Genomic DNA, 12,880 nt, shown 5'->3' with positions numbered 1-12,880 from the left:
ATGCGTCCGCGCACGAGGGCACGGCAGACGAGCGGCTTCGAGCCGCCGACTGCGGTGTGAGAGGGGAAGAGACGGGAGTCGGGCGGGGGCGCCAGGTGGGGATCCCGTGGTCCTGTGGGAAAGACGCGTTCAGCGCGCCGGGGCCGTACACAGGGCGCTCGCCGTACGCCCTTGGTCGACGTGGCGGCGCGCAGTGAGGATTCCTGCTGCCATGGCGACGAGAGTAGGGGAAGCGGAACCGCCGTTCCATGTACGGCAGATGAAATGGGGGGCGCTGTGACGTCCCACCGCGGCCTCGGCCTCGGCCTCGTCTACCGCCGGTGTGGCTGCGGGGGCTACCAGCACCACCCGCTCAGCGCACGGCCCTCACCTGATCACCGACAGCGAGCCCGGACCTGGAGCTTCGCCGCCGATGTCCAAGAACGATCAAGAGGCCGTTTCGGATTCCTCCAAAACGGCCTCTGACCTGCGACTCTTTCGAGTCGGGACGACAGGATTTGAACCTGCGACCCCTTGACCCCCAGATGGCTGCGCCAGGCCCACAATCGGGACATGTGGCGCTATTTGAGGGCGGGAATCGTGCATCAATGCGCGTGCCGTGCACCTGCGGGCGGCGGTGCTGGTCCCCAACTGGTCCCCAACCAGCCGTCACCCCGAGGCACCACTCGGGAGGTTCGGACGGATTGGCTGGGCCCCGCACACCGTGGACTTTCAGTCCGGCCCCCAAGCCGAGCTGGACTCCCACTGACCCAATTGTGACGCTTCTCACTCTCACGGGCTACCCGAAACCGTGATGCGACAGGTAAAGCGTGCCGGGCCTGTCATCGCGGTGGAGGCGTAGGCGGGCGCCGCACTGGACGTCTTCCGTGACATGAGCGGGCCCAGGCTGTCACCACCGAGCAAGTGCGCCACATGCTTGCCCAGGCTGCGGAACCGTGGCGGACACGCCATGGGCACCCACTCTCTGCCCCGAAGCCGTAAGTATGAACCTGCAGGCCTACACCATGGTCGAATCGGAGACGCGCAGCCGAGCGTTGAACCCGGCTCGTGGTGTCGCCGTCATGAGGAGCCGCTTCGGTCGGGTGACCACGCCCGCGCGGGCTACGGACAGCACACCGCAGCTGCCGTGCCCTTGTTCAGCGGCGGGTGGGCACCATCAGCAGCCGGTCGGGGCGTTCCACCATGCCGACCCGGGAGCGCACCGGGCGGTCGCCGGCCGGGCGGAGGCGCCATTGGGCCTGGAAGTCGGTGAGCATGAGGGGCAGTGTGGCCAGGCGTATCCGTCGCCGACGCAGCGGCGGTGGCCGGCGTTCCGGCCTTCGGCCGCTGGCCGATCCTAGAGGGCGGTGCAAGCAGGAACTTGGAGCCATGCTTCGTTCGAGGGATCTCAACGTCGCATCACCACGACGACAGGCCAGGGTGGGACGTTTCTTCACCGCATTTGGCCGCCAGCCCGCGGCCATGCCGGGGAGAGCGGCTTGGGGATCATGCGTCGCATGGCGTTTCTGAAGAGTTTCAGGTGTCCGTGGTTCGCGCATGCGAGCGGTGATCCGCGGCAGGGTGCGGTCGGCCCGGCCGGAGGGACGCGGTGATTCCCGTGCAGGGCGGTCGGCACGGACGGGATGTGCGGGTGATGGTGGTCGGAGCGGGGTTCTCGGGGCTCGGCGCCGCCATCCGGCTGCGCGAAGCGGGGTTTCGCGATGTGCTGGTGCTGGAGAAGGCGCCGCAGCTGGGCGGTACGTGGCGGGAGAACACCTACCCGGGTTGTGCCTGCGACGTACCCTCGACGCTCTACAGCTACTCCTTCACCCCGCACACGGCCTGGAGCCGCATGTTCGCCGGACAGGAGGAGATCCGCACCTACCTCGCCGCCACCGCCGAGCGGTACGGACTCGGCGACGTGCTGCGCTGCGGCGTGCAGGTGCACGGAGCCCGCTGGGATCCGGCCGCCGGGCGCTGGCTGCTTCAGACCAGCGACGGGCCCTACAGCGCTGCGGTCCTGGTCATGGCCACCGGCCCCTGGGACGTCCCGCGCCCACTGGACGTGCCGGGGCTCGACGAATTCGCCGGGCCCGTGCTCCACACCGCCCGCTGGGACGACAGCGTCGACCTGGCCGGGAAGCGTGTGAGCGTGGTCGGCAGCGGCGCCTCCGCCGTGCAGGTCGTCCCGGCCATCATCGGCCGGGCGGCAGCCGTGCACCTCTTCCAACGCACCGCCCAGTGGATCCTGCCCAAACCCGACCTGGCCCTGTCCCCCGCTTTCAACCGTGTCGTCAACCGACTGCCCGGCGCCCGACGCGGTCTGCGCGCCTCCCAGTACGCACTGCAGGAAAGCTTCGGCTACGCCTTCCGCCACCCCGAGCTCGCCCGCCTCCTCGAAGCCGGCGCCCGGGCGCACCTGCGACTCGCCGTTCCGGACCCGCAGCTGCGCCGGGCCCTCACCCCCGACTACCGGCTGGGCTGCAAGCGCCTGCTCACCTCCGGCACCTACTACCCGGCCCTGAACCGGCCGCACGTGCGCCTGCACCCCACCGCGGTGAGCGCCGTGCGCGGCAACACGATCGTCGGCGCCGACGGCACCACCGCCGAAACGGACGTCCTCATCACCGCCACCGGCTTTCGCGTCGGCGAACTACCACTGGCCCGGGACCTGTACGGCGCGGACGGCCGGACCCTGCACGACGTCTGGGGCGGCGACCCGCAGGCCTACCTCGGCACCACCGTCACCGGCTTCCCCAACCTCTTCCTGCTCCTGGGCCCCAACCTGCTCGGCGGATCCACCTCCGCCATCACCGTCCTGGAAGCCCAGCTCACCTACCTCACCACCGCCCTGACCCACCTCGACCAGAGCGGCAACCAGGCGCTGGAGGTCCGGCCCGCCGTCCAGGACACCCACAACAGCGCCGTACAGAAGGCGCTGGCGACCACCGTCTACAACACCGGCGGCTGCACCAGCTACTACCTGACCCCCAGCGGCCGCAACACCTTCGCCTGGCCCTGGTCCACCGCACGCCTCACACGCCGGCTTCGCCACTTCGACCCCACCTCCTACATCTGGCACACCCCCTCCCCACCCCTCCCCCTGCCCATCCCGCGAGCACCGCAGGATGACAACCTCGGGGCCTTCCGGCGCCGGCAAACCCGCGATTGAGCCGGGTCGGGGTCACGGATGTGCCCGGGCTCAGGGGCGGCTCCCCTCTGACACTGGAAAGCCACGGCGGCAAACTCCACGACGCCGAACCTCGCCGGCGTCCGCCGCGGTGACGTCGCCTCGGCTGTGGTTGCGCGTGCCGTCCGCGGGGCCCCTGCAGAGCCACTGCGAGCGGATGGGCCTGTGCCTACGGAGCCCCTTGTGCCCTCGGTGGGCTGATCGTTGCCGAGCAGATCGCCGTCAGTTAGAGGTACCTCTGAGCTCCCCCGTCGATCCGGGACGAGGGCCGTCACCAAGCGGGTTGCGGGCGGGCTACCGGCGGCCCAGCGAGCGGGTGGCCGCCCGACCAACTCCGTTGCACCGCACAGGAATGTCTTGCTGATCAGGTTTCGTGTGGAGTGTTCTTGGCGAAGTACTTCCACCATGGGCTTATCGCCGGTTGCCGGTCATCCTGCTGTCGCTGTCTTCCGAGAGCCCCGAGGCGGGCGTCCCGTGCCGGAGTTGGGCCCACGGGTCGATGCGGAGGCGAAGCGGACCGCGCGCGTGCTGGCCGGGCTGTCGACGCATGCCGGACCTGTCGAGCGGACCCTCGCGCTGCGGGAGGCCGCCGCGGCTGCGGGTGAGTTGGTGGTCGCGCTGTCGGATCTGGCTCCGGCGGTGGTCGGTGAGGGGCTGCCGGCGGAATCGATCAGTCAGTCCTACTTCCGGGTCCGCGAGGGGGAGCTGTCGGATCAGCAGGCTGCCCTGCATGGTGTCCTGGTCATCCACCGCGGTCTGGATGATCTGTGTGATGCTCCGCTGTCGGGTTCCGACCTGGCGCTGGAGGTGGCCGGGATGCGGCAGTCGGTGCTCGATCTCACCGGCGCAGCGCCGGGCGCGGACCATGACTCCGTCCCGCCGGTGACCGTCCCCGAGGCCGGTGCGGGGTCGTCGTTGGAGAGTGTGTGGAGTGCTCGGTGGCTCATCGGTCACCAGGTCCATGTCCTGTTCAATATCTACGCCGCGGTCGCCGTGGCCGACGCCACCCGCCATCTGCGGCACGGCGACGGCGACGCCGCGCTGCTGAGACTGGCAGACGCGACGGTGTACGTGCGGGGCTTCTCGGCGGCTATGACCCACGCCAGTACGGTCCCGGCCGATTACTACATGGCGGCGATACGCCACACCATGGCGCCGCCGTCGGTGGACGTCCCGTTGAGCGGGCGCCAGCATCGCGGATACAAGCTGTTCCGGGCGGCGATGAAGGACCTGCTGTCCGTGCTTCCCGACTCCTACGCGCGGTTGGCGGCCCGCGCCCCGGAGCTGGCGGAGGCACGTGGCGCGCTCCTGGAAGCCGACATCGTGGACGGTGAACGGCACGTCACCCTCGCGTACTCGATGGTGCACCTGCGCCGTTCCATCGCTCAGAAACCCGAAGGCCCCGACAATGCCGTGGCCGAACTACGGCTCATGCGGCATCGCCGCGCGGCCCAGTACGCCTCGCTGATCCGATTCGGGGACCACTACATCGCCGACGCCGTGGCCGGCCTGCGCCACTCGTGAGTCCGCGCGTCCACCGCCCACACCCCGGCAGGAGACCCCCATGCCCGAGACGACGCCCGACACCACCCGAACTACCGTCCAAGCCGCGGACTGGGAACTGGATCCGGCCGATGCCGGCGCATGCGAACGTCTGGCCCGCACCCTGTGCACTCGCGGGGACCACCAGGTCGACAGCCCCGAGTGGGTGACAAGGGCCCGGGACGCCTGGGAAGACCTTCCGCTACAGCTGCGCCGCGAAGTGCGCCGGTTCCGAAGGCATTCCGGCCCACACGGCACCTTGGTGATCGGTGGCCTGCCCGTCGATCAGGCGGCCTTGCCCGCGACACCGTCCGTACCGGGCTCGGTCCAGCGCCAGGCCACCATTGCGGCGGCGGTGCTCACCATGGTGGCATGCGGGCTCGGCGAGCCCCTCGCCTACCGGGCCGAGAAATCCGGCGCCCTCGTTCAGGACGTCGTGCCCGTGCCCGGGCAGGAGACCTTCCACGGCAACGCCGGATCGGTGCCGCTGTCCTTCCACACCGAGAACGGCTTCCACCCCCACCCGCCCGACTATGTGATCTTCCTGTGCCTGCGCGCCGACCACGACCGACGCGCCGGCATGCGCGTCGCCGGCATCCGCCAAGCGCTGCCGCTCCTCACCCCGGCCAGTCGCCAGATCCTGTTCGCACCGGAGTTCATCACCACACCACCACCCTCCTTCGGCTTCGACGCTGCCGCGAGCGGGCCCGACACCGAGCCCCGACCGGTGCTGTCGGGAGCGGTCGAGGATCCCGACATACGCATGGCCCAACTCGTCACCACCCCGCTCACCCCTCGGGCTACAGCGGCGCTGACCGAATTCGGCCGCGCCTGCGAGGCGACCGCCCGCACCCTGCTCCTGACACCCGGCGACCTGGTCGTCATCGACAACCGCGTCACCGTCCACGGCCGCACCGCCTTCCGCCCTCGATACGACGGAGCGGACCGCTGGCTGCAACGCACGTACGTCACCACCGACCTGCGCCGCTCCCGCGACCACCGCCCCCACGACGGCCACGTACTCGCCCGCTGACCGGCCCCTGTATGTCAGCCGTCTCCCAAGTCCTCAGGGGGTCGTTCGATGGCCTGGGAGCGCAGTTGCTGGGCGAGACCCCCGTCGAAGAGGTAGGTCGCGCCGTTGGCGAAGTCGAAGACCGGTGTCGCCAGCACCGCGACGGCGTGGACCACCTCGACAAGGGTCGCGTAGCGCTGGAGCGGGACGTCCAGGACGAGGTCGCCGAGGTGTGCCCCGTCGGCCGAGGTTGTCGATGTCCCACGGCTCCACGATCTGCCAGTCCTCGATCACCGGCCCGCAGGCGTCCGCTCCCACCGGCGGCGGTGCCAGGATCCGGCGGCCTTGCTGCGCCGCGGCCACCAGCACGCCGCTGGACCACACCCGCTGGTAAGGCAGCGCAACCCAGTCCACCTGCTCCAGCAGCCGCACGAACTCAGAACCGGGGTGGAAGCCCGGAAGGTAGCGGACCCGATCGTGGGCGACCGGGAGCTCGCTCAGGGTGTGGTGGGTGGCCGGATCGTCCGGGTATCCCGCGATCAGCAGCCGCTGCTCCCCGGTGGCGTGCCGGACGAGCGCCTGAGCGAAGGCCGCGGTCCGCTTGTAGGGGCGCAACCGGCCGAAGCAGCCGATCGTCGCGCCGTACGGAGATCCCCCTCGACCGGGGACGAGGTGAAGGTAGAGGGGGTGGGGCAGGTGCAGCGCCGGACCGGGCAGTCGGCTGCGGATCCGGCGGGCGGCCAACTCGTGCTCTTTGGTGAAGAAGTGGGCGCCGTGCGTGAGCGAGTCGACTACGTCGATGAACGCCACATTGCCGTGCATCCCTTCTTCGTGCGGGGCAAGGTCGTGCACCGTCTGCACCAGACGCGTCCCCCTGGCGGCAAGCTCCCGCAGAAGGGCGACCGCCTCGGTGTCGCCGAGCAACCGGGCGAGCATTTCGGGCCAGTGCAGGTGCACGATGTCCGGCACAGCCCCGACCAGCTGGGAGAGGTCTCCGGGGGCGAACCCTGGTTCGTCGCGACACAGCCCCGGCGCAACACCACAGCCCCTCGTGCTGCGAGGTGGCTCTCCTGGAGTGCGACGTAGTCGTTCCAGCCGCAGGTCTCGGGTATCTGGAGCACGCGGAGGCCGGTCACCGCACAGCCGCCCTCCGAAGCCCCACTGCGGGGCAGAGGTCCCTGGGTGCGGGGAGGGCCGGGGGTGACAGCGCCGTACGGGGCATGAATCCTCCGCCGTGGATGGCAGTGCACTTGACGTGTCCGTGATGAATGTTCACAGGTGAGGCGGCAGGTAGCGCCCGGTATCCGGGAAGTGGCCGGATCCCGTCGGCACCGACGCGCGTGCCGAGTTCTTCTTGACGGCGTTACCGCTATCCATGCGCCGCTACCGCCGGCCCCGAGAGCCGACGGGTACACCGTCCACCTCGACAGTTCGCCGATCGGCGCATGGGCCGGACTCGGCGAGCACGGCTGGTATGGGAGGTGGTGGCGCCGGGTAGGGCGGAACCATGCCCAACATCCCCCTGGCCGAAGTGGCGCTGCGAAGGTTACTGACGGTCGTCGACCAAACGGCCGAGTTGGCGACAGGGTTGGCGTCCGCCCTCCGGATCAGCCCGAATGACGTCGCGCCTCGTACGGCGGAGACACCGCTCGGCGTCGACGTACTGGCCTTCGGGCCCTCGGAGTTCGAGGCGGTGACTGGCCATCTGGAACCACTGGATCAGCTGATCGCGGCCGTCCCGCCCGATGCCGACGGGATGCGGTGGCGCTACCTGGACGAAGCCGTGTTGTTCCGTTGCGAGGCGGAAGTGCCCACTCCGTTCGACGACTTCACCGCATCCCTCGACATCAGCCGGGTGATCGGTCTGACCAGCGGCTACCTTGGCGGCAGTACGGATGTCCGGGCGCGGGATGAGGCCGGCAGGCCGATCCGGCAGCTCGAGCGCAGCATCAGCCGGGCCCAGCCCGCCTACCTCGCACTCTCCGGCGCGGATGTGCTCGACGTCTGCAAGCTGGAAACCATTGACTACGGCCTGGACAAGCAACTGCTCCGCTGGCGGCAGGTGCACAGTGCGAACGGCTCCGCCGTCCAGGACGACGGCTCGGTGTCCTTCGCCCGGACCCCGGGCGGCACTGGAGTGACCGTCTGCGCCTATCAGCAGTTCGCCCTTCCTCCGTTGTGGCGGGCGATCACCCCCGTGCTGTGGCCCGCAGTCAGGCGCGCTCTGGTGGAGGACGCCTACCGCACGTCCTTCCGTATCACCCTGAGCACTATCGCGGCACACGGGCAGGGCAGCGCCGAGCCGGTCGGGGAGGCGGCCGGTGCCGCCTCCTCCCTCTGGGACACCGTCGCCCGCGCGGCCGAGCCGTTGAGCCCGCCGGCCGGGTGGGCCCCGTGGAGGCCGATGCGGCCCGGCTACACCGACAGTTCTGGCTTCCGTCACTTCAGGCCCGAAAGGCAGCCCCGTTGATCCCGTTGGCCACCGAGCCGCACGAGTACCCGTACGCTTTCCACATCGCCCTCGACGGCAACGGCCTCAACGGACTCGAAGGCCGGGCAGGCGTCTGCGTCTTCCACTACGACCCCGCCACCGGCCGGTACGCCTATAAGATCGACTACTACGACGGCATCGCCGGCGGCCACGCCGTCAGCGTCAGCCCGGACCACGCCGTCGGATTCCTCGGCAACACCGGCCAGCACCTGCTCTTCTACGACACCGCCACCCTCGACGAGACCGCCCGCCTGTCCACCCTGAGGATCGAACCCACCGACTCGTCCATCAAAGGCACCACGCACGTCACCTGGCTGGGTGACCGGGAGTTCGTCGGCGCGATCGGGGAGCACCTGTGGCGGTTCGACCTCGACAAACTCGACGCTCCCGAGCGCCTGGGCCCGCACGGCCTGAAGCTGCCCCACGCCATGAAGACCACGGCTTCCGGCCGTTACCTCGTCTACGGCGGCATGGACCACCCCGGCCGCGGCGAGGCCCGCGAGGTCGGCATCTTCGACCTGCACACCGGCACGGCCCGCCACGTCGGCCTACCCGCCACCTGCTGGCACGTGGCCGCCCACCCCCGCGAAGACCGGTTCTACGCCCTCTCCTTCCGCGTCCTGCCCCAGGAAGGACACGACTGGCACGAATGGGCCATGGCCTACCTCAAGGAATACGTCTTCGAGATCGACGCCGCACACGGACAGGTCCTGCGCCATTGGACGGCCCCGCGGGAGACCCCGGCGCACATCAACTCGGACGTCTGCGTCTCCGACCGCGAACTGATCTACTGCAACGGCGGCAGCGGCACCATCGTCATGATCGACCTGGACGACTTCGCCACCCACCGGATCATCGACGAGCGCCCCGGCCTGCCCGAGCAGCTCCTCGCCGGCCGACAGGCACTGCACCAGGTGACCGACGCCTTCACCCGCGGCTCACCGACCGCGAGCAGCAGGCACTTCCTCGCCGCCCTGCGGGTCTCGCGCGGAACCCTGCTCGATTCCGTGTACGCCTGCCAGCTCTCCGCCGACCAGACCCTGCTGTTCACCGCCAACCGCGGACTCAACACCATCACCATCTACGACTACCCCGCCAACACGGTCCGCCAGCGCGTGCACATGCCGGAACTGCGGCAGTACGTCGACGGCCTCTCCTGGCGGCACGACCCTCGGCTCGGCTTCCACCACGGCACACTGATCTCTCCTCGTGATCGCGAATTCAAGACCCAGGCCGGCGACTCCCCAGCCTGACGCTCAGCGCCCGCTACGACCCAAGACGACGCTGTCCCTGGGCGGACCGAGATCCGGACCAGTTGCGGACCACCCGCTGCCATCCCGACCATGAGCAGACGATCTCCGGTCCCCGGGGGTATGCCCACCGCCGCTGCGGCTGCCGGGACACCCACCGCCACCAGATCGGTGCTCGCTGTCCTCACCTGGCCACCGACAGCACCCACGGGACCTGGGCCTTCGCCGTCGATGTCCCTGCACCGGACCGTCGTCGGGCGACGGTCCGTCGAGGTGGTTCGTCAGCCAAGACTCAGCCGATGCATTGCGGCGGTTCCTCGAGGGCGAGGCTGGCGGGTTCGACGCCGACCCGAACCACTATCGCCGCCCCTATCTGAACGCGTGGCTCACTGCGAAAGCGCTCGTGCTGAAGCCGACGACGATGGCCCGGTACCGCGACTACGCTCGCAACGACCTCGTCCCCACGGCGGCACCCTCAAGCTCGACCAGCTCGCCCACCGCCACATCTCGGCCTACGTGGAACACGTCCTCTACGTCCGCTGCACCCTCTCAGCCATCGACAACAACCACCTCGTCATCACCACGCCGAAGACCCCCTCCAGCCGCGGCCGGGTCGCCATCTCACCCCGCGTGCCGCTGACCGTGGTCTCCAAGACGCTGCCTCACCCAGCAGGCAGCCTGCGAAGCCGTCGACCACACGCTGACCAGAGCCGAGAAGACCAGCACGCGTACAGACCGCCCGGCATGGCTGCGACCACCACGCGACCACATCCAGCACCTCCGCGAAGCCCTCCAACGGCTCCGCTCCCCCGCCCCGACCGCGTACAGCACCATGGCGAACCAGCCCCGAACCGGGCGTGCGACCACACTGCGACCACCAGCATTCCGGGCACGGAAAAGGCCGCCCTCTCACGTGTGAGAGAACGGCCTCCGACCTGCATAAACGCTGGTCGGGACGACAGGATTTGAACCTGCGACCCCTTGACCCCCAGCGGCAATCCGAGGGCGCACAGCATGCACATCCATACATGCTGTGCGCCCATCGACGTGGGCACTGGGCCCCAACTGGTCCCCAAGGGGCACCACATGACCCTCCCCGCCGCATGCCTCCAGGAGCTTCGGCAGGGGCTGACCTCCCGCGCCAAACCGGTGGGCACGGCAGGCCCCCTCAGCGGGCCGCCGACAAAGCGTCACCTGCAACACCTGTCGGCCAACTGCTTTTCCCGGCCCTTCCCCCGGAGGGGGGGTCCGCAGCCGCGCAGCGACCGGCCGGACACGTGCTGGAGTGCTTCGTCAGATCTGTCGCAGGGCTGCCATGAGGTGGCCTGTCGGTCGGTGGCAGGTGCCGGTCCAGGTGACAAGTGGGTTCGGCTGCGCTGTTATGGCGACCGGGTCACCCACTGCTGCACGCCGCTTCGAGTAGGAGTTCGTAGCTCTCCCGTGGGGCAGGCCAGAGTCAGTGCGTCCCTGCGGGTGCGGGCGCCGTACCGAAGACGGTGTCCCAGTAGGGGCAGCTGATGCCGAACCCGCGGCCGTCGTCCTGGAAGTGGTGGCGCAGGTGGTGTGCGCGCAAGCGACGCCCGAGTACGGATGACGGCGAGTTGTGGTGCAGGTGGTAGTGCAGTGCCTCGTAGAGGAGGTAGCCGGCGATGAATCCGGCAGGGACGGCGTCCGCGGCGCCTGCGTCGAAGAGGGTGTGGCTGAGGCCGTAGGTGGTGCTGTTGCCGAGGAGGGTGGCCAGAGGGTGCAGGACCAGGCGCCGCGAATCGCTGGGGTGGTCATGGTGAAGACCGTGCACCATCCAGTGCAGCCTTTGCGTTCGTGGTCCTCTCGGGGTGAAGTGGAAGGCTGCCCGGTGGACCCAGTACTCCGTCAGTGTCCATGCCAGGTAGCCGAGCACGCCGTATCCGACCAGTGCGGGCCAGTCGACGTACGGAAGCGCCAGAGCCGTGAGCAGGATGACGGCCGGGCCGTAGAGGATGACGGGCACGGCCGGGTGGATCCGGGTGAAACCCTCCGGGATTCCGGATCCGAACTCGGGCGGCGAGGCAGGTCGGCGCTCTGTGCGACCTGCGTGGGAAGGCGTCATCGCTCGCTCCTGATGTGCATGGATTCACGGGGCCCGGAAGGCAAGGACCACGTTGTGGCCGCCGAAGCCGAACGAGTTGCTGAGTGCCGCCTCGATGCGCCGGCTCTCGGCGGCCTTGGTGACGAAGTTCAGGTCGCAGCCGAAGTCCGGGCTCTCCAGGTTGGCAGTCGGGGGGACCAGGGAGTGCTGCACGCTCAGGACGGTCAGAGCCGCTTCGACCGCGCCTGTTGCCCCCAATGAATGGCCCAGCACCCCCTTGGTGGAGGTGACCAGGGGTCCGCGGGGCAGCAGGGTGCGGATCACGTCGGCTTCGACGGCGTCGTTGAGGAGGGTCGAGGTGCCGTGCGCGTTGACGTACGCCACGTCATGGTGGCTGAGGTCGGCGTCGGCCAGGGCCAGGCGCATGGCCTCCTTGGCGCCGCGGCCTTCAGGATGGGGCGCCGTGGGGTGATGGGCATCGGTGGTGGAGCCGCAGCCGGCGAGTAGGGCGCGGGGCCGGTGGCCGCGTGCTCTCGCGTCCTTCGCCCGTTCGAGGATGAGGACGGCGGCTGCTTCGCCCAGGACGAATCCGTCACGCGCCTGGTCGAAGGGCCGGGAAGCGGCGGCGGGGTCGTCGCATCGCTTGGAGAGGGCGCCGAGTTGGGCGAGGCCCGTCACGATCAGAGAGGTGGCGCAGGATTCGGTGCCGCCGGCGATGACGATGTCGCACTGTCCGGTCGCGAGGAGGTCGCGCCCGAGCGAAATGGCCGTAGCGCCGGAAGCGCAGGCGGTTGCAGTCATGAGGCTGGGGCCGTGGGCGCGGCAGGCGAGCGCGACTTCCCCTGCCACCGCACTCGGCCCGATCATGGTGATCATTAGGGGCGACACTTGCTTGGGTCCACGGTCGCGCAGGATGTCGTGCTGGTTCTCCCAGGTTTGGGAGGCGCCGAGGGCGATGCCGGTGATGACCGCGACTCGGGCGCTGTCCCAGGTGTTCGGGTCGAGACCGGCATCGTTCAGCGCCTGTTTGGCGGCTGCGATGACGAGCTGCGTGGAGCGGTCCAGGCGACGGGCGGTGCGGCGCCCGATCGCGGCGTCGGCGTCGAACGACGGGATGGAGCAGCAGAAATCGACGGGAAGTCCGGCGAGCCGGTCGAAGGTGGCAGCGGTGGGCGTGCCGTCGCAGACGCCGTGCCAGGTGGTTTCCACATCGGTTCCGGCGGGGGTGAGCATGCCGAGGCCGGTGACGGCGATCTCGGGTCGCTTCGTCAATTCCTGGCCCGGGACTGGGCCGAGACGTGCGGTTGCCGTCGCGGGTTGTTGGCGGGTGCCGGTCATGGATTTTGCT

At 69.6% G+C, this 12,880-nt stretch carries 9 protein-coding genes; 6 read left to right on the top strand and 3 right to left on the bottom strand.

Going from position 1 to position 12,880, the window contains the following annotated elements; genetic code table 11:
- Positions 1–1,633: 1,633 nt before the first annotated feature.
- The 3 genes from SSNG_RS29715 (at position 1,634) to SSNG_RS29705 (ending at position 5,744) form a co-directional block, all read left to right on the top strand.
- Positions 1,634–3,151, top strand: a complete 1,518-nt coding sequence (locus SSNG_RS29715; protein ID WP_128637569.1) for an NAD(P)/FAD-dependent oxidoreductase — start codon at positions 1,634–1,636, stop codon at positions 3,149–3,151.
- 492 nt (positions 3,152–3,643) lie between these two features.
- Entirely contained in the window at positions 3,644–4,693 is a 1,050-nt protein-coding gene (locus tag SSNG_RS29710; protein ID WP_241695147.1) for a hypothetical protein, read from the top strand.
- A 40-nt stretch (positions 4,694–4,733) separates the two neighbouring features.
- On the top strand, positions 4,734–5,744 hold the full coding sequence (locus tag SSNG_RS29705; protein ID WP_007267633.1) for a clavaminate synthase family protein: 1,011 nt from the start codon (positions 4,734–4,736) through the stop codon (positions 5,742–5,744).
- 14 nt (positions 5,745–5,758) lie between these two features.
- Here the strand turns inward: SSNG_RS29705 and SSNG_RS42430 are convergent, their stop codons facing one another.
- Positions 5,759–5,899, bottom strand: coding sequence for a hypothetical protein (locus SSNG_RS42430; protein WP_165365035.1), 141 nt, complete (start codon positions 5,897–5,899; stop codon positions 5,759–5,761).
- A 301-nt stretch (positions 5,900–6,200) separates the two neighbouring features.
- Between SSNG_RS42430 and SSNG_RS29700 the strand changes: the two genes are divergently transcribed.
- The 3 genes from SSNG_RS29700 to SSNG_RS29695 all read left to right on the top strand — a co-directional run bounded on the left by SSNG_RS29700 (position 6,201) and on the right by SSNG_RS29695 (position 9,467).
- Complete coding sequence (locus SSNG_RS29700) at positions 6,201–6,809, top strand: hypothetical protein (RefSeq protein WP_129593350.1); 609 nt, start codon at positions 6,201–6,203, stop codon at positions 6,807–6,809.
- A gap of 421 nt (positions 6,810–7,230) precedes the next feature.
- A complete protein-coding gene (locus SSNG_RS40380; RefSeq protein WP_128637220.1) occupies positions 7,231–8,193 on the top strand; it encodes a hypothetical protein in 963 nt (320 codons plus the stop codon).
- The gene (locus SSNG_RS29695) at positions 8,190–9,467 is read left to right on the top strand and encodes a hypothetical protein (protein ID WP_206436595.1); all 1,278 of its coding nucleotides are present in this window, start codon (positions 8,190–8,192) and stop codon (positions 9,465–9,467) included. The genes SSNG_RS40380 and SSNG_RS29695 overlap by 4 nt, the downstream gene beginning before the upstream one ends.
- Before the next feature lie 1,453 nt (positions 9,468–10,920).
- Here the strand turns inward: SSNG_RS29695 and SSNG_RS29690 are convergent.
- Both SSNG_RS29690 and SSNG_RS29685 read right to left on the bottom strand, forming a co-directional pair.
- Positions 10,921–11,553: a sterol desaturase family protein gene (locus SSNG_RS29690; protein ID WP_007267629.1), complete on the bottom strand. Its 633-nt coding sequence runs from the start codon at positions 11,551–11,553 to the stop codon at positions 10,921–10,923.
- 24 nt (positions 11,554–11,577) lie between these two features.
- Positions 11,578–12,870 (bottom strand): beta-ketoacyl-[acyl-carrier-protein] synthase family protein, encoded by a 1,293-nt coding sequence (locus SSNG_RS29685; RefSeq protein ID WP_007267628.1) that lies wholly within the window; start codon positions 12,868–12,870, stop codon positions 11,578–11,580.
- Between the last annotated feature and the right edge of the window lie 10 nt (positions 12,871–12,880).

Origin of the sequence: Streptomyces sp. C (assembly GCF_000158895.1) — a bacterium.
Lineage (GTDB): Bacteria > Actinomycetota > Actinomycetes > Streptomycetales > Streptomycetaceae > Streptomyces > Streptomyces racemochromogenes.
This window is presented reverse-complemented; position numbering and strand designations above follow the sequence as displayed.

What these genes read in the sequence shown, in the direction of transcription:
- SSNG_RS29715 (WP_128637569.1), top strand. Translation starts at nt 1,634, where the DNA reads ATGGTGGTCGGAGCGGGGTTCTCGGGGCTCGGCGCCGCCATCCGGCTG.
- SSNG_RS29705 (WP_007267633.1), top strand. Translation starts at nt 4,734, where the DNA reads ATGCCCGAGACGACGCCCGACACCACCCGAACTACCGTCCAAGCCGCG.
- SSNG_RS40380 (WP_128637220.1), top strand. Translation starts at nt 7,231, where the DNA reads ATGCCCAACATCCCCCTGGCCGAAGTGGCGCTGCGAAGGTTACTGACG.
- SSNG_RS29690 (WP_007267629.1), bottom strand. Translation starts at nt 11,553, where the DNA reads ATGACGCCTTCCCACGCAGGTCGCACAGAGCGCCGACCTGCCTCGCCG.
- SSNG_RS29685 (WP_007267628.1), bottom strand. Translation starts at nt 12,870, where the DNA reads ATGACCGGCACCCGCCAACAACCCGCGACGGCAACCGCACGTCTCGGC.